20 protein-coding genes and 1 pseudogene are annotated in these 21,960 nt (G+C 27.8%); 18 read left to right on the forward strand and 3 right to left on the reverse strand.

What is annotated here, in order from left to right:
- The first annotated feature begins 367 nt into the window (after positions 1–367).
- The 11 genes and pseudogenes from AXY43_RS23580 (at position 368) to AXY43_RS23625 (ending at position 13,196) form a co-directional block, all read left to right on the forward strand.
- Positions 368–1,192 (forward strand): MCP four helix bundle domain-containing protein, encoded by an 825-nt coding sequence (locus AXY43_RS23580; RefSeq protein ID WP_242986102.1) that lies wholly within the window; start codon positions 368–370, stop codon positions 1,190–1,192.
- Positions 1,193–1,224: 32 nt separating this feature from the next.
- A pseudogene (locus AXY43_RS28180) lies at positions 1,225–1,617 on the forward strand (methyl-accepting chemotaxis protein); the annotation flags it as partial.
- Between the two features lie 305 nt (positions 1,618–1,922).
- Positions 1,923–2,909 (forward strand): glycosyltransferase family 2 protein, encoded by a 987-nt coding sequence (locus tag AXY43_RS23585; protein ID WP_105412268.1) that lies wholly within the window; start codon positions 1,923–1,925, stop codon positions 2,907–2,909.
- A gap of 13 nt (positions 2,910–2,922) precedes the next feature.
- Positions 2,923–5,142, forward strand: coding sequence for a glycosyltransferase family 39 protein (locus tag AXY43_RS23590; protein WP_105412269.1), 2,220 nt, complete (start codon positions 2,923–2,925; stop codon positions 5,140–5,142).
- 294 nt (positions 5,143–5,436) lie between these two features.
- Positions 5,437–7,188, forward strand: a complete 1,752-nt coding sequence (locus AXY43_RS23595) for a glycosyltransferase family 39 protein (RefSeq protein ID WP_105412270.1) — start codon at positions 5,437–5,439, stop codon at positions 7,186–7,188.
- Positions 7,185–8,075, forward strand: coding sequence for a UTP--glucose-1-phosphate uridylyltransferase GalU (gene galU / locus AXY43_RS23600; protein WP_039770524.1), 891 nt, complete (start codon positions 7,185–7,187; stop codon positions 8,073–8,075). The genes AXY43_RS23595 and galU overlap by 4 nt, the downstream gene beginning before the upstream one ends.
- Before the next feature lie 181 nt (positions 8,076–8,256).
- Positions 8,257–8,709 carry a hypothetical protein gene (locus AXY43_RS23605; protein WP_105412271.1) on the forward strand — a complete coding sequence of 151 codons (453 nt, stop codon included), beginning with the start codon at positions 8,257–8,259 and terminating at the stop codon, positions 8,707–8,709.
- A 158-nt stretch (positions 8,710–8,867) separates the two neighbouring features.
- Positions 8,868–10,091, forward strand: coding sequence for a macrolide family glycosyltransferase (locus AXY43_RS23610; RefSeq protein WP_105412272.1), 1,224 nt, complete (start codon positions 8,868–8,870; stop codon positions 10,089–10,091).
- A 255-nt stretch (positions 10,092–10,346) separates the two neighbouring features.
- Positions 10,347–10,853 carry an NUDIX hydrolase gene (locus AXY43_RS23615; RefSeq protein ID WP_041895770.1) on the forward strand — a complete coding sequence of 169 codons (507 nt, stop codon included), beginning with the start codon at positions 10,347–10,349 and terminating at the stop codon, positions 10,851–10,853.
- 148 nt (positions 10,854–11,001) lie between these two features.
- Positions 11,002–11,679, forward strand: coding sequence for a response regulator (locus tag AXY43_RS23620; RefSeq protein WP_017208924.1), 678 nt, complete (start codon positions 11,002–11,004; stop codon positions 11,677–11,679).
- 2 nt (positions 11,680–11,681) lie between these two features.
- On the forward strand, positions 11,682–13,196 hold the full coding sequence (locus tag AXY43_RS23625; RefSeq protein ID WP_077868100.1) for a sensor histidine kinase: 1,515 nt from the start codon (positions 11,682–11,684) through the stop codon (positions 13,194–13,196).
- A gap of 174 nt (positions 13,197–13,370) precedes the next feature.
- On the opposite strand, the gene AXY43_RS23630 is transcribed toward AXY43_RS23625, so the two are convergent.
- The gene (locus AXY43_RS23630) at positions 13,371–13,673 is read right to left on the reverse strand and encodes a hypothetical protein (RefSeq protein WP_017208926.1); all 303 of its coding nucleotides are present in this window, start codon (positions 13,671–13,673) and stop codon (positions 13,371–13,373) included.
- 491 nt (positions 13,674–14,164) lie between these two features.
- Between AXY43_RS23630 and AXY43_RS28185 the strand changes: the two genes are divergently transcribed.
- Together AXY43_RS28185 and AXY43_RS28190 are read left to right on the forward strand one after the other, a co-directional pair.
- Positions 14,165–14,821: a hypothetical protein gene (locus tag AXY43_RS28185; RefSeq protein ID WP_243099102.1), complete on the forward strand. Its 657-nt coding sequence runs from the start codon at positions 14,165–14,167 to the stop codon at positions 14,819–14,821.
- The gene (locus AXY43_RS28190) at positions 14,770–15,396 is read left to right on the forward strand and encodes a hypothetical protein (RefSeq protein ID WP_243099103.1); all 627 of its coding nucleotides are present in this window, start codon (positions 14,770–14,772) and stop codon (positions 15,394–15,396) included. The genes AXY43_RS28185 and AXY43_RS28190 overlap by 52 nt, the downstream gene beginning before the upstream one ends.
- A gap of 103 nt (positions 15,397–15,499) precedes the next feature.
- On the opposite strand, the gene AXY43_RS23640 is transcribed toward AXY43_RS28190, so the two are convergent.
- Entirely contained in the window at positions 15,500–16,903 is a 1,404-nt protein-coding gene (locus AXY43_RS23640; protein ID WP_105412273.1) for a hypothetical protein, read from the reverse strand.
- Positions 16,896–17,384 carry an RNA polymerase sigma factor gene (locus tag AXY43_RS23645; RefSeq protein WP_011969060.1) on the reverse strand — a complete coding sequence of 163 codons (489 nt, stop codon included), beginning with the start codon at positions 17,382–17,384 and terminating at the stop codon, positions 16,896–16,898. Before AXY43_RS23645 ends, AXY43_RS23640 begins: the two co-directional genes overlap by 8 nt.
- Before the next feature lie 363 nt (positions 17,385–17,747).
- On the opposite strand from AXY43_RS23645, the gene AXY43_RS23650 reads away from it, so the two are divergent.
- The 5 genes from AXY43_RS23650 (at position 17,748) to AXY43_RS23665 (ending at position 21,687) form a co-directional block, all read left to right on the forward strand.
- Positions 17,748–18,344, forward strand: a complete 597-nt coding sequence (locus AXY43_RS23650; protein ID WP_077830667.1) for an FMN-dependent NADH-azoreductase — start codon at positions 17,748–17,750, stop codon at positions 18,342–18,344.
- 307 nt (positions 18,345–18,651) lie between these two features.
- The gene (locus AXY43_RS28195; protein ID WP_011969062.1) at positions 18,652–18,807 is read left to right on the forward strand and encodes a hypothetical protein; all 156 of its coding nucleotides are present in this window, start codon (positions 18,652–18,654) and stop codon (positions 18,805–18,807) included.
- A 133-nt stretch (positions 18,808–18,940) separates the two neighbouring features.
- The gene (gene yaaA, locus AXY43_RS23655) at positions 18,941–19,723 is read left to right on the forward strand and encodes a peroxide stress protein YaaA (RefSeq protein WP_023974684.1); all 783 of its coding nucleotides are present in this window, start codon (positions 18,941–18,943) and stop codon (positions 19,721–19,723) included.
- A gap of 69 nt (positions 19,724–19,792) precedes the next feature.
- Positions 19,793–20,719 (forward strand): ribonuclease Z, encoded by a 927-nt coding sequence (locus tag AXY43_RS23660; RefSeq protein WP_105412274.1) that lies wholly within the window; start codon positions 19,793–19,795, stop codon positions 20,717–20,719.
- 266 nt (positions 20,720–20,985) lie between these two features.
- On the forward strand, positions 20,986–21,687 hold the full coding sequence (locus tag AXY43_RS23665; protein ID WP_011969065.1) for a lysophospholipid acyltransferase family protein: 702 nt from the start codon (positions 20,986–20,988) through the stop codon (positions 21,685–21,687).
- Positions 21,688–21,960 lie beyond the last annotated feature (273 nt).

Here is a 21,960-nt window from a genome sequence, read left to right on the forward strand (position 1 = left end):
CAATGTTTTTGATTTTCATAATAAAAAGCTCTCTTTTGAGGGCTTTTTTTATTATGAAAAAATTATGGGGAAATTATAATATTTATTGTTATTTTTTATTTAAATGATAAAATTACTTTAATATTAAGAAAATAACAATTGCTATGAGATGAATGAAAGTCACATAATGTAATTTGGTGTAATAAATAAAAGAGTGTGATTAACTGTTTTTAGTAAATATTATAGTAGTTTGCAGTTAACATTACAAAAGACCGGTTCAAACTTGATAGTTTCAATTGGTCTATTATTATATTTTAATAGATTAAATATTAAACAGCTAAAGATTAAATGATTAAATTAGTTTTTAATGCTTAAAGGGGGACTAAATATGATTAATAATTTAAAAGTTAAACAGAAAATTTTCTTATTTTCGGGGATAATGATTTTACTGATTATTTTTATGGGGGGAATTGGATATTATTATAATTTACAATCAAATTATAATGTAACATCTATGTATAAAGATAGATTGCTTCCTGTACAGTGGTTAAATGATAATAGAAACCAATCAAGGGCAGTAGAGGCAGATACATATAATATTATTTTGAATGTAAAAGATACTGAAGAACAAAATAAGAAATTAAATGATATTAAAGATAGAGTAAAGGCATATGATAATAACTGGCAGGCTTATAAAGGGAATGAGGTTGATCAATTCGAATTAGAAATTATACCTTTAGTTGAGAATGATCTTAAAGAATATAGAGCAGCAAGAGATGAAATTATAAAGTTAGCCATGGATGGGAAGCAAGAAGAGGCTTTAGAAAAATATAAATCAATAACAGGGAAAGTAGATGAATTTCAAAAAAACTTAAAGGCTTTGGCGATATATAATGCTGATAAAGCACAAGAAATAAATGTTCAAAATAACAATAGTTTTAGTTATTCTAGAAAGATTTTTATAATACTAGGTTTTTTGTCAGTAGTGATAGCAGCTACTTTATCAGTTATTATATCTAAAACAATTGCTAACCCATTGAAATTATCAGTAGAGTGCATTAGAGTTTTAGCTAAGAGAGATTTTACAGTATCAGTTCCTGAACTGCTTTTAAAACGAAAAGATGAAATTGGAGATCTAGCTAATTCAATATTTTTAATGAAAAATGATATTAGTATTTTAGTAAAGGAGATAATGGAAAAGGTTTTGCGGTAGTAGCAGAAGAAGTTAGGAAGTTAGCGGAAGAGGCATCTCAGGCTGTTACTATTATAAAAGATACAATAGTAAAAGTACAAGCTGCGTTTAGAAATCTTTCTGATAATAACGTAGAAGTATTAGATTTTATAAAAGAAGATGTAAATTCTAAATTTGAGGATATGAAGAATATGGGGAATCAATATTATGATGATGCAGAATTTGTAGCAAATATGTCAGAGGAAATAGCTTCTATGTCAGAGGAACTTACAGCAACAATTCATGAAATAACTAATGCAGTACAAAATACAGCTGAAATTGCACAGAAATCATCTGAAAACGCTGAAACAATAAAAGATAGTGTAAGCGAAACAACAATTGAGATAGAGCAGCAGGCTCTGCTAGCAGAAAAGTTAAATGAAGTGGTGAACAAATTTAAGATATAAGTAATTATATATAAGTAGATCTCTTTAAAATTATAGTATTTAAAGAAAAAAAAGATAGCATTTTCAAGATGAGGTGCTATCTTTTTTTGTGAATTATTTTTCATTTAATGGGAAATCTTCCTCGCATAAATATATTGGTATAAGTTCATAGGTAAATCTCTAATAATAATATTTATTTAAAATGTATATAATTTGTGATTGGAATGTAACAAAACTGTGACAATTATTTTCTAGAATGTAAATATAGATTTAAAAGAGTTTATAACTCAACATTTAATTTATAAAAGATATTTGAGGTGATAAATATGAATGATAAAACAGTTTATTCTGTTATAGTACCTTTATATAATGAGGAACTTGTTATAAATCAAAGTTATAAAAGACTTAAAGAAGTTATGGATTCTACAAATGAAAGTTACGAAATTGTATTTGTGAATGATGGAAGTAAAGATAGAACAAGAGAAATAGCAGAAGAAATATGTAGCAGAGATGAGAATATAAAACTCATTAATTTTTCAAGAAATTTTGGTCACCAAGCGGCTATAACGGCAGGTATGGATTTAGCATTAGGAGATGCAATTATTGTAATAGATGCTGATCTCCAAGATCCACCAGAAGTAATGCTTAAAATGATTGAAAAATGGAAAGAAGGTTATGAAGTTGTCTATGGAAAGAGGGTAAAGAGAGAAGGGGAAACCTTTTTTAAAAAATTTACGGCAAGAGTTTATTATAGATTATTAAGAAGTATGACAACAGTTGACGTTCCAGTAGATGCAGGGGATTTCAGACTTATAGATAGGAAGGTGTGTAATACATTAATAGCTCTGCCTGAAAGGAATAGATATGTACGAGGACTCGTGAGTTGGGTTGGTTATAAGCAAACCTATGTTGAATTTATAAGACAGGAAAGATTTGCAGGAGAAACTAAATATCCTCTAAAAAAGATGTTTAAGCTGGCATGTGATGGTATAACAGCACTATCGTATAAACCACTTATTATTGCAGGATATTTTGGGATTCTAGCTTTGCTGGTTGGAATTATTTTAATGTTTGTTGATATTACGAAAGCTATAATTAATAAAAGCAGTGTGTTGAATTTTACTATGATGATAGGAATTAACATGATGATGTTTGGAGTAGTTTTAGGTTGTATTGGGATAATGGGTCAGTATATTGGAAGAATATTTGATGAAAGTAAAGGTAGGCCGATTTATGTAATTTCTAGTACAACAAATTATAATAGATCAAGTAAAAAATATAATATTATTAATCTAGAGAAAAAGACTTTATAGAGGGGGAACAAATTTGAAGAAACTAAAATTAACTAAAGAGAATATAAGTATATCTTTAATTTTAATATTATCTGCGGTATTGAATTTTGCTAATATAGGAATTGAAGGATATGGCAATAGTTATTATGCTGCTGGAGTAAAGAGCATGACTTTGAATCTTAAAAATTTCTTTTTTGTATCCTTCGATCCAGGGAGTTTTGTTACAATTGATAAACCGCCAATGGGATTTTGGATACAGGCCTTATTTGCTAAGATACTTGGATTTAACGGATGGAGTATATTGTTACCACAAGCATTAGCTGGAGTAATTTCAGTTTATCTTATATATTTTATAGTGAAAAGATCTTTTGGAAGTGTCGCTGGACTTATTTCAGGATTATGTCTCTCAGTAACTCCAGTTTTTGTAGCAGCAAGTAGAAACAATACAATAGATAACTTGCTTGTTTTAACACTGCTTTTTGCCTGTTTAGCTCTTACACTAGCCGCTGAAAAAGGAAAAGCTAAATATCTTTATCTAAGTTTAATACTTGTCGGAATTGGTTTTAATATAAAAATGTTGGAAGCATATATGATTGGACCAGCAATTTATATAACATATCTTCTATCTTCATCTATAACATTAAAAAAGAGAATAGTTCATATTGTTATAGGCACATTTGTTCTTCTGTCAGTATCATTATCTTGGGCTTTAATTGTAGATTTAGTTCCAGCACAAAATAGACCTTATATTGGTAGTAGTACAGATAATAGTGTTATGGAACTTATAGTTGGTCACAATGGATTAGAAAGACTTGGAATTGGCAGTAAATCAAATAAAGGATTTAATGCTAGCAATAATAAAAAAGATGATAGACAAATTCAAAATAATACTGAAGTAAGTAATGATCAGAATCAACAAATGAATAAAGAAAATTACAATGGAAGCACTAATAGAATGGTAAGTGGAGTAGAAAACAGAGATGGACAAGGTAACGGAAGTCTGCAGAAAGCACCTAATGAAGGAATGCCAGGTGGAGGCCCAGGAGGACAAGGTGGACTTCAAGGTACCTTTGGAGGACAGACAAAAGCAGGAATAGCAAGATTATTTTCTAAAAATAGTTTATCTGATCAAATAATTTGGTTTTTACCACTTGCGTTGTTAGGTTTTGTAGCTGGCGCTATAAAAGAAAAACTAAGATTAAAGTTGGATAATAAAAGAAAAATATCACTAGCATTATGGATTTTATGGTTGGTACCTGAATTCATATATTTCAGTTACACAACAGGTTTATTCCATCCATATTATTTAACAATGATGGCACCTCCGGCTGCAGCATTAGCTGGAATAGGAATAGTAACAATGTGGAAACTATATAATGAAAAAAAATGGGCGTCATGGTTATTACCAATATCATTAATTATAGAAGGTTTTGTTAATATGATGATGTTATCTTATTTTTCAAATAATCTATCAGATAGTATAAGAAAAATAATTTTAATAGCCTTGTTATTATGTTTTTTAACTTCAGCAATATTAGCAATATTAAATTTATTGAGCTTTATTAGAAGAAAAAATAATACTAATTTAAGTGATAATAAGGAAATACATTTGAAAAAGATATTGCTAGGAATTTCTATAGTTAGTATTTTAACTGTACCATTTATTGGATCGAGTGCAGCAATTACTCATAGTGTAAATAGTACTATTCCTACTGCTGGATTGGAACTTCTTTCAAACAGTGAAAGAGGCGGAGCAAGTTTTGGCAAGGAAAGAAGTGACAATGGTAAAAATTCGAAGTTACTTGATTTCTTAAAAAGTAATATAACAACTGAAAAATATTCACTTGTCGTACCATCATCACAAAGCGCTGATAGTATAATAATCCAAACTGGTGAACCAGTTATGGCACTTGGTGGATTTTCAGGATCTGATAAGATTCTTTCTTTAGATGAATTTAAAGAGATGGTCAAGAATGGAGAAGTACGATATGTACTCACTGGTGGCATGGGCAGAGGCGAAAGTAGTGAAATTCTAAAATGGGTTGCTGAAAATGGAACATTAGTTCCAGAAAGTCAATATAAGGATGTTGTATCAGATGATGAACCTAATATTAAAGACAGTAACGATATAAAAAATAAGTCAAAAGATGATAATCAGAATGCAAATTCAGTAAGGCAGAATATGGGGGGGCCAGGAGGAAATAACTCGGAACAATTATATGATTTAAAGGATGAAGCAAATATTTTAAAATAAGTTTTTTACAATAAAAGGGCATGTATTAGTGCAAGTTATTAAGATTTAGCTATATAAAGACTAAAGAGTTTAACTATTTAGTAGTTTTAGAACTAATTCTTATATTTTAATATTTGCAAGAACAAGCCCTTTTTTAATAGAATAAATTCTTGAAATTTTAAAGAAAATGATTAATATATATTCCAATAATAAATCTAAATTTAAAATTCTCGCAAGCCAAATAATCGATTAATGATAGAATATAGAAACTTAATTGCAACATATATTTATATATTGTGAAAGGAAACAATAGTGATGAATGAAGTAAACTTTAAGAAGTATATATTTAGAATAGGTTTGATTTTTATATTATTAGTATCAATGTTTTCTAGTATTTATGCGGTAAGAAACTATAAAAGTATTAATGTTATGGAACAAGGTGGTGGATTAAAAAAAATATTAAATATAAGAGATGGAGAAAATTTACCAGATAATATACCTTCATTAAACAATAGTAGATCCAATTTAGAAAATAATGAGATCAAAAGTGATAATAGCCAATATGATCCGAATGGAATAGTTTCACGAAATGCTAATTCTATTGAGAAAGGAATGAATGATAAATCACAGCAAGATGGAAGTGTAGGAATAAGTGGAGGTCGTGATACTAAATTTGGATCTAATAGTAAACAAAGAGGAAACAATAAAAATGCTAAGCAAGGGGAGGTAAATGGCAATATTCAAAGAGGGGGAGTGGATGATAGATATCTTTTAAGTATCACTATATATTCAGTATTATTTTTAATTGGATCATGTAGCGCTTACTGTTTAATTAAACGAAAAAATATAAAATTTAATTATAAAGATGAAAAATTCATGATAATTATATTAATATTTACAGGAATTTTTCTGAGAATCTCAGCTTCTACACTTGTAAATGGACATAATGATATTAATTTATTTAAAAATTGGGCAGAAACTGCGGCAAATGGTTTTTCACAATTTTATGCTAATGCTAGACAAGCCGATTATCCACCTGTATATATATACATATTAGGTTGCATAGGAAGAATTGCAAATATACAAGTGTTTAATTCGTATTATATATTATTACTTAAAATTCCATCTATAATAGCAGATGTTGCGACAGCTTATTTCATATATAGAATTGGGAAAAGGTTTTTAAATACAGTAACTAGTATTTTTTTAGCTACATTTTATACCTTTAATCCAGCAATTTTTATAGATTCCACATTTTGGGGACAAGTTGATTCTTTATTTACATTACTTATTGTTATTTCGATATATCTGTTATATGAAAAAAAATATGTATTTTCATCAGTAATGTTTGCATTATCTGTACTTATGAAACCACAAGGAATTATATTTCTTCCAGTACTTTTCTTTGAATTAGTTAGACAAAGAAAAATTAGAAATTTTATATATGCTGCGGTTTCAGCGGTAGCAACCATAATTGCAATTATAATTCCTTTTTCAATAAACGAACAAAGTCCAATTTGGATTTTTAATCTTTACTTAAGGACGATATCAGAATATCCATATGCTTCTGTAAATGCGTTCAATTTTTTTGGTTTAGTGGGAGCAAATTATAAAAATGGTAATACTACATTTTTTATATTTAGCTATCATACAATTGGAATTATGTTTATAATTCTAACAACTTTAATTGGATGGATTTTATATATAAAAGGGAATGACAGAAAGTATATTTCGGCAGTATCTTTACTTCAAATTGCAGGAGTATTTACGTTTTCGGTTGGAATGCACGAAAGATATTTATTTCCGGCGGTAGCATTATCAATTTTAGCATTTATATATTCAAAAGACAGGAGATTTTTTATAATAGCTATTGGGTTTAGTATTACTAGCTATATTAACATCTCTACGGTTTTCTTCAAAACAAACACATCAGTTTTTGAGGTTTTATTGAAAGTAACTTCATTATTTAATGTAATATTAGTTTTATATTTAGTAAAAGTTATTATAGATAACACTGTTAAAAAATTTTCTTTAAAAATTGATAATAAGGAGAGTGAATTGTTATGAACGTAAGAAAAGCTGTAATACCTGCAGCTGGCCTTGGAACTAGGTTTTTGCCAGCAACTAAAGCCCAACCAAAAGAAATGTTACCTATAGTAGATAAACCTACTATCCAATATATAGTAGAAGAAGCCGTTGAATCTGGCATTGAGGAAATACTTATAATAACAGGGAGAAATAAACGGGCTATAGAAGATCATTTTGATAAATCTGTAGAGCTTGAAGATGAGCTTGAGAACAGTAAAAAAGACGAGTTGCTTAAGATGGTACAAAGTATATCTAATATGGTAGATATTTACTATACACGTCAAAAAGAGCCCAAAGGACTTGGCGATGCAATAAGTCATGCTAAAAATTTTGTTGGAAACGAACCTTTTGCAGTAATGCTTGGTGATGATATAGTTGATAATGAAGTTCCATGCTTAAAACAATTGATAAATTGCTACGATAAATATAAGACTTCAGTATTAGGAGTTCAAGAAATCTCAGAATGTAATATAACGAAATATGGAATAATAAAAGGGATAGAGATTGATGAAGGACTTTATAAGGTTAGTGATATGGTGGAAAAGCCTAAAATTGAAGAGGCACCATCTAACATAGCTATTTTAGGTAGATATATAATAACGCCAGATATATTTGATATACTTGAGAGTACCAAACCAGGAAAATCAGGAGAAATTCAATTGACAGATGCGCTAAAAGAATTAACAAGACAAGAAGCAGTATATGCTTATTGTTTTGAAGGAAAAAGGTATGATGTTGGTGATAAGTTAGGATACCTTCAAGCTAATATAGAATTTACTTTAAAACGCGATGATTTAAGGGATGATTTTATAACTTACTTGTCAGATTTAAGAGACAGAAGTGCTAATCTAGATTTGATTCATTAAAACGTAATACATTGTCTATATGATGCAAACTTTATATAATTTTCTCCGTTTGTATAAAAGCATTTTATAAATAAATGAATATATCAATAGTTAGGAAAAACAAATTTATAGTATGAGTATAGTTAATTAATGTTGGGTATATTAGTAACGTAAGATAAAAAGTAATAAAAGTAGGAGAAATATGAGTAGTTCAACTATGACTATTGCGACTAAAAAAAAGTTAGAACATAAGGATCAGAATGCTATAATAACGAATTCAACATCTGAAACTATTATTGTATATGGACCAAGAAGAGAAACAGATGGAGGAAACCATGATAATTCGTGGTATGTTCTCCACTCAGGAGAAACTATTCCTAGTGATTGGCAATGTGACGGGATTTTTATTCCTAAGGATAGAAAATTTATGCAAATGAGCGATGAAACTATACAAGGTCCAGTAGCTGTAAGGTTTGGAAGCTTGATGCCAGTTACAATAATACAGGATGGAGAAGTATATATAGAAAAAGGTAGTCACAATGAAGGCGTGTTCCATAAATCTGAAATAGATTGGGATGTACCAGACTTTGATGCGGAGTATTGCCAAAATATAAGCATGGCAGCATATCAAATCCAACCAAATAAGCGGTTTTAAATCTTTCTTAAAAATAAAAATCCATGGATTACTTTTTAGTAATACGTGGATTTTTTAAATAAACATTAGATAATATAAAATTAATATTTAAAGTCTTGCAAAAAACAAATATTTGCGAATCATCAATATAAATATATAAGGGCAAAGGAGTGAAAAAAATGTCAAAAGCTTTATTTGTAAATATGTTAGGTCACGGACATGTTAATCCAACTATAGGAATAGTTAGGGAGCTCATAAATAGGGGAGAAGATGTTACATATATAGCAGGAGAAGAGTTTAGAGATAAAATAGAAAAAACAGGTGCTAAGTTTATTGGGCATAAAAATTTATTTGATTTATCTAGTTTAATTACCAGTAGTTTAAATTTAGAAACTAATGAAAAACTATTGAATGCCCTTAATACTTTTAAAGAAATAATCGAAGAGATCTTCAAATTAGATGAAAAATTTGATTATATTATTTACGATTCTTCGTTTGTATTAGGTGGAGAAGTGGGAAGAGTATTAAATATACCAACAATTTCTTCTAGTAGCATTTTTGCAATAAATGAAAAAATAATAAAAAGTTTGTTAGATCTACCAATCTCACAAGAATTTAAGTTAAAGATGGAAGGAGCTAAGCCAAAGATTAAAGAAATTCTAAGCAGTCATAATTATGTGGACTTTGTCAATCAATTACAAGAGAAGTATAATATAAAGTTTCCTAGCATGGTAGATAGATCTGAAAAGAAAGGAATGCTTAATATTGTATATACATCTAAGTACTTTCAACCATATAGCGAAAGTTTTGATGAAAGTTATAAATTTATTGGGTCATCAGTAATAGATAGAAAAGAAAGTATTGACTTTGATTTATCAAATGATGAGGATAAGAAGGTAATTTATATATCTCTAGGAACTATATTCAATAATTCTATTGAATTCTATGAGTGTTGCTTTAAAGCTTTTTGCAATATGAATGTAAAAGTTATTATGTCTGTAGGCAGGAAAATTGATATAAGTATGTTTAAAAATATTCCATCCAACTTTATAGTTCGTAACTATGTACCACAATTAGAAGTATTAAAATATGCAGATGTATTTATCACTCATGGTGGTATGAATAGTACAAATGAAGGCTTATACTTTAACATACCGTTAATTTTAATACCTCAATCGGTTGATCAACCCTTTGTGGCTAATAGGGTGGCTGAACTTGGCGCAGGAATTGTGATAGAAAAAAATAGAATTACGCCGGAAGCACTAAATAAATGTGTAGCTGAGATACTATCAGACGATAACTTTAAGATTAACAGTGAGAAGATAGGTGAATCCTTAAGGGAATCAGGAGGATATAAAGTTGGAGTTGATGAAATAATAAAGCTAAAAAATTCTATGAAATAGGATTTAGCTATTGATAAATCAAATTTAATTAGTTTAGATTTATTGTATATAAACATAAGATGCTAGAATATCGCAAATTCATTTGAATTATGCGATATTTATTTTAAAAATTTATAATTTATATGGAAGAAATTCGCATTAAATGAAATATAATATTATAATTTATGATAGTATATTTATTATAATATTTCAAAAAGAAATAAAGCTATATATAATTGATTATCAACTTTATATTAATTAAATAGGAGATGCAATATGGAATTAAGAGATATATACAATAATAAAGGATATAAAACTGGAGTAAGAAAAGAACGGTCCGAAAAGTTAGAAGATGGTGAATATTATTTAGCAACTGAAGTGTGGATAATTAATAACAGCAGCAAAATATTAATTCAACAAAGGTCAAGTAACAAGGATGTACTTCCTAATATGTGGGGGCTAACTACAGGATGTATGGTTAGTGGAGAGAACACAGCGGAAGGGGCTTTAAGAGAAGTTAAGGAAGAGATTGGATTATCTATTGAAAAAGATGAATTAAATTTTATTCGTAGAATATTTCGCGAAAATTCTATTTGGGATATATATTTTGTATATAAGAATGTTGAATTATCGAAATTAATCCTTCAAAAGGAAGAGGTTAGTAACGTGAAATTTGTATCTATAGAAGAATTTAATAATATGCTTTTATCTGGAGAATTATTTGAATATCCAGAAATTTATGATATGCTATCGCTAGTTAAGGATAAAGTTAGTGAATATTAGAGACAGTTAGTTATATTAAATAAGACAAGAAAATTTATAATGCATATCTTAATATTTGTTTATTTTAAGATATAAGAATGATCTGTGACATGTTTGTAACAAAAATTAGCTACAATAAGAATGATTGATATTTTTGTGGAGGGATATAATGAAGGGGAAAAGGATATTAGTTGTTGATGATGAACCATTAATAAGAAAACTCGTAACAGATTTTTTAAAAAAACAAGGATATGTAACAATTGAGGCTGATGATGGAAAGAAAGCTATGAATTTGTTTTCTAGTGAGGAAAATATAGATTTAATAATTCTTGATGTAATGCTGCCAGAATATGATGGGTTTACTGTATGCAGAGAGATAAGAAAGAAATCTAAAGTTCCGATTATTATGCTAACTGCAAGAGGTGAGGAATTTGATGAAGTTTTTGGATTAGATATTGGAGCTGATGAATATATATCAAAACCTTTTAGTCCTAATATACTAATCGCGAGAGTTAATGCTGTTCTGAGAAGGGCAAATTCAGAAGATAAAGGTAAAGAACTCAAAGATTTTAATGGATTGACAATAGACCATAGTGCTCATCAAGTAGTTATAGATGGAGAAGTTGTTGATTTAAGTCCTAAGGAATATGAACTATTGATTTATCTTTCTGAAAATTATGGAAAAGCATTAAGTAGAGAACAAATATTAGATAAGGTATGGGGATACGATTATTATGGAGATTTAAGGACAGTGGATACACATATAAATAGATTAAGAATAAAGTTAGATAGAAAAAGTGATTATATACAAACAGTACGTGGTTACGGCTATAGATTTGAGGAATAGGTATGAGTAAGTCAGTAAGATCAAAACTTTTTTTATCTATAACTTTATTGCTAGTTTTTTTTATCTCTGCTTTATGGGTATTAAATAACTTATATCTTCAGCAATACTATATTAAGAATAAAGAAAATATGCTTGAAAATAATGCAAAGCATTTAGTTGATATGTACACCGGAGATCCAAATGACATTCAAGATGAATTGGATAGGACCGCTAATATAGTAGGTGGTAGTATTGATATTAGAGATAAAGATGGTAAGCTAATATATAAATCTTCAAGACGACTGCCAAATGAAAAAAATATAGTTGATAATATGGGAAATAAATTTAAACCTAATATGGAGCCACCACCAGATTCTGATGTTCAAAATGATAAGATTAACAATACATATAGTGAGGGCAAGTATACATTTGAAAATAGAAGAGATGTTCAACTTAAAATAGACTTTCTAACTCTTGTAACCAAAATAAGTAATGGTGACATCCTTGCTATAAGAGTTCCATTAGTCTCAATAAGTGAAAGTGTTGATATTGCAAATAGATTTATATTAATTATTGGAGGAGTAATTATACTTTTAGGGAGCTTATGGGCATTTTGGTTTTCAAAAAGATTTACAAAACCAATACTAGAATTAAACAGCATAGCGCAGAATATGTCTAAATTCAATTTTAGTAAAAAATGCAGCATAAATGGAAAAGATGAAATCGGGCAGCTTGGACAAAGCGTTAATTATCTATCTGGAGAGCTAAGTCGGGCAATTACGGAATTGAATATAAAGAATAAGAAATTAGAAGAAGATATAGAGAAGGAAAGAAAAATAGATGAAATGAGAAAAGAATTTATCTCAAGTGTTTCTCATGAGTTAAGAACTCCGCTATCAGTAATACAAGGCTATGCGGAAGGTCTTGTAAGCAATGTTACAGAAAGCGATGAAGATAGGAAATTTTACTGTGATGTTATTATGAATGAAACTGATAAAATGAACAAATTAGTAAGAGATTTATTAAACTTATCACAAATTGAATCTGGTTATTTTCATATAGAAAAAACAGAATTTAATTTAGTATCACTAATAGAATATGTACTTAATAGATATAAATCAACTTTCGAAGAAAAAAGCATAGAAATCAGATTTGAACCCGGAGAAAGCGTGATTGTATATGGAGATATGACTCGTATAGAGCAAATACTTACAAACTACATTAATAATGCAATTAATCATGTAGACAATAATAAGATTATTGGGATAACTAAGATTAGTGTTAAAGATAAAATAAGAATAAATGTATTTAATACAGGAAAGCATATACCAGATGAATATTTGGATAAGATATGGAATAGTTTTTATAAAGTAGATAAAGCTAGGACAAGATCTTATGGGGGTTATGGCTTAGGCTTATCTATAGTAAAGGCAATAGCAGATCTTCATAGTAATGCTTATGGAGTGGAAAACACTGAAGGTGGAGTTAACTTTTGGTTTGAAATTGATAAGATAGATTTAAATTCGGCAGAAAATTAAAAATAAAAATACAAAGGGAGTTGTGGATATCAGATTAAAATCTGTTAGCGGCAGCTCCCTAATTTATATATAAGTTTTCAATAAGATAATTTATTCATTATAAAATTATTTAGTTTATATAGATTAATAGCCTAAGATAAGTTTCAATGAACTAAATTTTTTAGAAAATACATATTATAAACTATTTTTAATTTTTATTTTGTTCGAAATACCAATGCTTGTACCAGTTAAAACACCACATAACATAGAGTAAACAATTGTAGGAATTTCAATCACATAAATACCAATAGCGGCAATAAATAATAAAGAAATCGCTAAAAAGAGTATACAAATAGATTGTTTCCATTTTTGTTGAACTTTAATTTTTGAATTTATTATATCTGTAAATTTGTATTTTTCATCGAACTTTAAATAGATAGCTTGACTCAGTATTAGTAAGAATACCATAGGCAATAATTTATAAAGTAAATCTATCATATTATTTTATCATCCTCCACGAAAATAATTTAGTTATTTAGGTATTTAAGCTCTAATAATAGATATTTTTATACCTAATTATAATATGGGAGAAATAAATAGACAAATAGTTCTTTATTACATTAGAGTAATTATATTCTTTTATAAGTGTATTCTACTAGAGAATAGTTATTATCCTTAATATTTACTTATACGCTGAGAGACAATAATGATAAAGAAATAAGTGAAAATTGAGCTTAAATGTTTATAAAATAAGGAAAAATGTTTTAAAAAAACAAATTTAATAAACCAAAAGTTATGATATAATTATTGTAAAATTATTACAATAATTATATCATAAGAAGCTAAAGGACAACTCAATTTCTTTATAAATAATTTCTATAAATTATTTACGATTAAGAAGTGTCTGGTTCCATACTCTTAGAATATTGGAATGATTTAAAATATGCATAGCTAAAAGGAAAACAATAATGAATAAAAGGAGGAATACAATGGGGAAGGTGTTGGGAAATAGATATAATAATAAATTAACAAGATTTATTCTAAGTTGCATTGCAATAACAGCAGTATTTTTTACAAATTTTATAGTTGCTAAAGCTACGCAAGAAAATAGTCTTTATGAAATAGGTTCAAATAACATGGATAAGATGAAGGAACAACATAAATTTATTATTGATGCACCTATAAAATTTTATAATGACATAGAAAGAGTGGAGCAGGTATCGGACTTTAGATTTAAAATTCCAGATTTTTTTCCAGATGGCTACAAAGTTCAAGAGCTTCAATTAAAAAGGATTTCTGATAAAGATAACGTTTTAGAAATAGTTTACGGAAATAAAGATGGAATATATTCGTTACAAATATCGGAACAAGATCCTTCAGAATCATTAAAAGTGATAGAAAATGGGAAATCTAAGGCATTAGAAAATTCTCAGGTGGAAATCTCCAAGCAACCAATGAAAGTAGGAGATATAAACGGATTAAGTGTTATTTTAACAACCACATTTCCGGTAAAAAAAGCTATGGAAAACCAATTAAGTGAAATAAAGCTGTTAATAATTATTTTTCATGGAAAGATGATGGATTATGGTATAGTGTGGAATATAAATCGGAGTCTAAAAGCGAAAAGAGTAGTAATAACTCATTAGAACTTTCAAGTGATGATATAAAAAATATAGTGAAATCGTTAAAATATCCTGAGGACACAAAAGATTCAAATTATTGTATAAAGAATCTTAATGATGGAAATATAGAAATGAACATTTATGATAGAGAAGATATAGAAGAAGCAAAAAATGCTCTCGGATTTGATCCTAAATTTCCAATTAGAATTAGTAATGATATAAGTATAACTAACTCCACTGCTAGGTTAGTTGGAGATTTGAATAATAACAAAGAAAAAACATGCTATGAAATAAATAATCTTTATTCAAACAAAAATGGTTCGATAACATTTAGTCAGTCTGTGAATTCATCAGTTTATGATGAAATAATGAGAAATAAGTATATTAAAATTAATGAAGAAAGAAACGTAGAGAAGAAAGTTGAAGAATTAAGAATTGAAAATAATCAAGTATTTAAACGTTCACAAGAAGGTATCGTGCCTCAGGTTAATTATATCTGGAAAGAAAATAACATATATTATAGTGTAATATTTTTTGTGAATATTGAAAATTGTGATGGAATTGTTAAAGAATTTATGAATTCAAAGGCACTAGAATAGAGTTATTTAAATAGAATATTGATAAATATATTATGTTAAGAAGACTTTTATAAAAATAGTAGGGAATATAACAGACAGACCCTACTATTTTTTTATTCACAGATTAATTAGCGTCAATTATAGAGGGAGTACCCCAAATTTTATTTATAAAGTTAGTGCTAATTTTAAAGTAGATTGTAGGATATTCTCCATAGTATATATAACCATTCCTTAATATCGTAAAAGGAATATTTTTACTACCATCTTTTAAATCCAAAAATATCTTTTTACATTTATCATTATTTTTATAATCATCTAAAGAATTCTCTATATTTTCTGGTAGATATGGAGTTGAATTGTCTAGTTCTCGAACAAAAGAATTAAGAAAACTAAGATCACTAGCTGTATAAAAGTTCTCTTTTTCACTATTCGAATTACTAAATGTTTGAATTTGAACTCTGGCATTCACGATATTTCCCGGGAGATTAAGTTTTCCGAAAAAGTCATTGCCAGTAGTTATTGTAATTCCATTAAGGCACTCATAAATTTCGGGGGAATTTGTCCCATCACTTAAAGTTACATTAGTCATTATTCTAAAATCCTCATCATATCCGTTTACAGCATATACATCAGTAGTGCCTATATTAGAAATGATATTTTTAGAATAGGTATTCATAGGATTAATCTCATTTAATGCACCCATTGTAGTACCGATTTTTCTTCCTAAAATATTTTTTGAGCTTTTTGAATCTATCGATATAGGGGATTTGAGATATACATTTCCATTGTAAATAATTAACGGAACCATTTTTGTGGATTTGGTTTTTTCTTGAATATTTGGTATTTGGAATTTTGGAATGTATACTGCATTCGAACTAAAACTTCTCAAGGTTGAATTAAGGGACAAAGCCCCGTTCTTGTTAGAATTATCATTAGTAGTGTTTGAAGTCGTTGCATATTGTGATGAATTTATATCGTTTGAAGGTGTTAAATTATTATCATCAGAATTTTGTGAAACTGATGCTATATTTTTATTAGTGTTAGTATTTCCTGAAGGTGTCTCTTTAGAATATTTAACTTTATTATTACTACTATTATTATTATTGTTATACTTATTGTTAGTACTTGGCGAATTATCATGAGAATTTGAACTATTTTTTATACCAGCAGAGTTTTCAGCTTTTACATTTGATTTACTATTATCAATAGCATGGTTATCATTTTTGTTAGAAACAGGAGAAGAAATTGAATTATCATTAGTGAATTTATCTACTTCATCTTTTGAGACATACGTCGTATTTCCTGCATCTATATTTTCTGGTTTATATGTATTGTTTATAATTAGCTTAAAACTAGCAGTGCCTAAAAATATTAATAATACAGCAGCAACTTTTAATCCAAATGGATAATAATTTACAGTTGTTTTTTTCCCTAATTGTGAAGTATTATTTAGCAATTCCATTTTTAGCTTGTCTTTAAATTCTTCACTTGCTTTTATTTTGGAAAAAGAGCTCTTAATTTTATTCATATTCAAAATCCTCCTTTAGTATAGATTTTAGCAATTTTCGTCCTCTGCTAAGTTGTGAACCTACAGTAGATTCCTTTATGTTTAAAATATTAGAAATTTCAGAAATACTATAATTCTCATAATAATATAAAAAAACGATACTTCTATATTTTACTGGCAGGCTAAGTACTGCTTGGATTACATCAGTATCCTCCTGAGTTGTATCAACAAAATCATCTTCTAATGATGTAGTATTTTTAAAATAAGAAGACTTTAATTTATCTTTACTTAAGTTTATAGCAACTCTAATTAACCAGGATTTCTCATGTGTTCCGTTCTTAAAATCTGGTCGTTTTTCAAGTAGTTTTATAAAAACCTCTTGGGTTATGTCTTCGGCATCACTTAAATTTTTCATATATGAATACGAAATTCGAATCAGCATATCGGAATACGTTTCTATTAAGTAATGAATGTAACCTTTGTTATTGTCCAACTCATCCATTTGATTTTTACCCCCTCCAATACTTAATACGATTTATAACAACAAAATTTTGCAAACGACAATAATTTTCTTAGTTTATGATGAATTTCAATCTATTAGAATAAGTATATAAGAGTAATAATTGTATATAGAATACTTTAAAAGATATTAATAATTTAATCAATCAAAATTCGAAAAATAATATTTTCATATATGTCTGTCATTAAACTAAATAACATATAATATAAAAGCACTTTTTCTGAAATATAGTCTAGCAACTGATAGGGAGAAATCAATGTAAAAGAAAACTATCAGTTTTTAGTAATAGAAATAAAAAAGCTGTGCAAACTTATATATGAATAATATAGTAAGGGAGATAGATACATGAACAAAGTATTATATATTAAAGCAAATGCAAAACCAGAAGGAAAATCAAGAACTTTTAAAATTTCGGATGTATTTATAGATGAATATAAAAAAAATAATCCTGATGATGAAATTATTACATTAGATTTGTATAAAGAAGATATAGATTTCTTAAGAAGTAAGGATTTAGATACAGTATTTGGACCTAAAAATGAGGAAAGTAAAAATCATCCAACACTTAAGTATGCATATCAATTTGCAGAAGCTGATAAATATGTGATAGCAGCACCAATGTGGAATTTAAGTGTTCCGGCGATATTAAAGGCATATGTTGATTATATAAGTGTAGTAGGAATTGCGTTTAAATACACACAAGAAGGAGCTGTAGGACTTTTAGAAAATAAAAAGGCTGTATATATTGCGGCAAGAGGTGGCTCATATGCTGAAACACCATATGAGCTTGATGGTATCTATTTAAGAAGTATACTAGGCTTTTTTGGAATAAAAGACATTACAACTATTTCAGCTGAGAAATTAGATGTACAAGGAGAAAATGTTGATAAAATACTAGAAGAAGCTATAGATAAAGCAAAGGAAACTGCCAAGAATTTCTAAATTTAATAATATTATTTATTAATCATTATTAGCTATTAAATTAACTAGTTAATAATGATTAATTTTATTTATCCGGTTATTTTTATATGTAAATGTTAGAAAATTTTCATAAATTATAAACAAATCTTTTTATGTAGTAATCATGAATTTTAATGCATTTTCTATATTGTAAAATAATTTGGTAACTATTAAACTAAATTATATATGTTACAATAATAAATCTATATTTAAAGATCTAATAAGCTGCAAATTATTCTATTAAGATTAAATGCAGAGAGAAATATGTTATACGACGGAGGAATTTTACATGAACGATAAAAGCATAGAAATTATGAAAAAAATAATTGAGGAAAAGAAGCAAAAAAATAATAACAGTAAAAATAATCAAAGGGCAAAAAAAGTTATAGGAAAACATTCTAAAGGTGTAAAAGTGGGTAACGGTGGAGGTTTATTTGATAAGTAATAAGGCCATAAAATAATAAATTCATTACGAATAAAACTTTCAAAAGTAACTTGAACAGCACAAAGTAAGTATTTAATACTAAATTTATATTAACTAGAAGAAGTATATTATAAATGAAAGGCGGAGAAACTTAATGATGATAATAATTTCCCCAGCTAAAACTTTAGATTTTTCTAAGTTTAATGAGACATTACCAATGACTAAGCCATATTTCTTAAATGAGGCTAGAGAATTAGTTGAGGAGTTGAAAAAATATGATAATTTCTCTTTGGAAAAGCTTATGAAAATAAGTCCTAAGCTAGCTAAATTAAATACCCAAAGATTTCAAAATTGGTCAGAGTCTTTAGAATCTGCGAGACAGTGTCTAGTTGCATTTAAAGGTGAGGTTTTTAAGGGAATTGATGTAGGGAGTTATACGATGGAAGATTATTTTTATGCCAATGATAATCTAAGAATCTTATCAGGACTTTATGGAGTTTTAAAGCCTTTTGATGGAATAAATCTTTATAGGTTAGAAATGGCAACAAGGCTAGGTATTGGTGGGTTTAAAAATTTATATGATTATTGGGGGAATAAATTAATAGGTAATATTATGAAAGATATAGAAAGACGTGAAAATAATGCCATTGTTAATTTAGCTTCTTATGAATATTTTAAAGCAATAGAAGATATTAAAACAATAGGAGACATAAGGGTTATAACACCAATATTTAAGGAATATAGAGATGGAGAATATAAAATAATAACTATAATGGCGAAAAGAGCAAGAGGGCTGATGACCTCTTTTATTATAAGAAATAAAATAGAAGATTTAGAAGAATTAAAAGAATTCAATCACGATGGTTATGAATTTAATGAAGAGTTATCTAATGAAGCGGACTTGGTATTTACTAGAGATATACATAATAGTCACTAGATAATTTTGGATTTACTTGCTTTTAGACAAGCTAATTTAATGTATTTTACATAAAGGAGGTGAAATTAGATGATTGATATACTTTTATTAGGTTGCGGAGGTGGAATGCCTATGCCCAATAGATTTCTATCAGCTACACTAATAAACTATAGAGGAAGGAAAATTCTGGTTGACTGTGGTGAAGGAACTCAAGTATCAATGAGAATATTAAATACAGGATTTAAGTCTATAGATGTTATTTGCATTACTCATATCCACGGCGATCATATTGTAGGACTTCCAGGACTTCTTGGAACGATAGGTAATAGTGGAAGAACTGAACCCATAACAATTATAGGACCAGAAGGAATAAGAGAAACAGTAGAAAAATTAAGAGTAATAGCAAATTGGTTGCCTTATGAAATTAATATAATAGAAAATCCTAAAGATACCTTTAAATTATTTGATGGTAATATAAATTTAGATGTAGATATATCAGTTCTAGAGTTAGATCATTCTTCACCATGTATAGGTTATTGTTTTTATTTTAAACGGCATCCAAAATTTGATGTAGAGAAAGCTGAAAAAAATAAAGTTCCTAAAATTCTGTGGAATAGGTTGCAAAGAAATGAAGAAAATATTGTGCTAGATGGTGCTTTATATACTAATGATATGGTAACGGGAGAAGAGAGGAAAGGAATAAAAGTCAGTATAATTACAGATACAAGACCAATTAAAAATATAATAGAATTTATTAATGATAGTGATTATTTCATTTGTGAGGGTACTTATGGAGATGATAAAGATTTACCTAAAGCTATTAAAAATAAACATATGACTTTTAGAGAAGCAGCTGATTTAGCACTAAAAGGCAATGTTAAAAAACTTTTATTAACTCATTTTGGAACGGCCATGAACGAGCCGGAAGAATACTTAAATAATGCAAATGAAGTTTTCGATAAAACTATAATTGGCTTTGATAGGTATAAAACAACTTTAAATTTTAATGAAGATTAATCCAGGAGAAACATAAAACCGATTATGAATATTAGTTTTATGTTTTTTTACTTTTAGTATTTGAGTACATTAATCTAAATGTGTATATGGTTTTGATGTTATACTTGATAGTAAGAAGATTAACATGAATTTGAGTTAGTTGTGAATTTAAAAAATGAAATTATATAATTTTTACATATATAAATAGCCAATGTAATAAAAAAAGAGTATAATATGGTAGAAATTATATAATAATTGGAGACGAAAGAAAAAGGAGAAATCAAGAAATGTTTTTAAAAAAAATATGTTATGTTTTTTATATGCTGTGGGTAAGGATAAAAGGAGTTAAGCATACATTTATTTTGAGAACTCAGGGTGATGAATCTGCTGAGGAGTATGTAAGAAAAACTGCATATCTTTGGAGTAAATTCACTTTAAAAATAATAGGAATAGAATTAGATGTGACGGGCACGGAAAATATACCTGAAGAGCAATGCGTGTTTGTAGGTAATCATTCAAGTATATTAGATATAATAATATTGCTTTATACTGTGAATAAGAAGATGGGATTTATTGCTAAAAGGGAATTGCTAAAAACTCCAATATTAGGTTACTGGTTGAAAAAGAGTAAATGTGTACCTTTAGACAGAAGTAATACAAGAGCTGCCATTGCATCAATAAATGAAGCAATTGAAAATATTAAGAATGGAAGTTCAATGGTTATATTTCCAGAGGGAACTAGAAATAAAGAAGGAAAAGTAGGGCAATTCAAAAAAGGAAGTTTGAAATTAGCAACTAAATCTCAAGCTATGATAGTGCCAGTAAGTATAGATAGGGCTTCTAGAGCATTTGAAGATACTAGGAAATTTAAACCTACAAAAATAAAAGTGGTATTTGGGAAAACTATTGATACTAAAAATTTATCTAAAGAAGAAGAGTATAATTTAGCAGAGAATATAAGAAATACAATTATAGATAACTTAAAATAAAGAATAGTTAATAATTTTTAGAACTAAATTATTTGTATTAATACTAATGCACAATTTTCAGTAAATAATTTTACGGGAAGAAGAAATTTATTTTATATAATAATTATTATGATAATTATAGATAAAATTTAAATTATGTTTTTTCTTTGAGATTACTTAGTTGAATATTGTGCATTTGTTTTATATTACTTCCAAATAATTTATGTGATATACTTTAAGTAAATACTAGTAGAAGATTAAAGATAAATAATTATTTTATAAATAAACTATAAG

It is taken from the genome of Clostridium sp. MF28, assembly GCF_002969175.1.
GTDB classification, from domain to species: domain Bacteria; phylum Bacillota; class Clostridia; order Clostridiales; family Clostridiaceae; genus Clostridium; species Clostridium beijerinckii.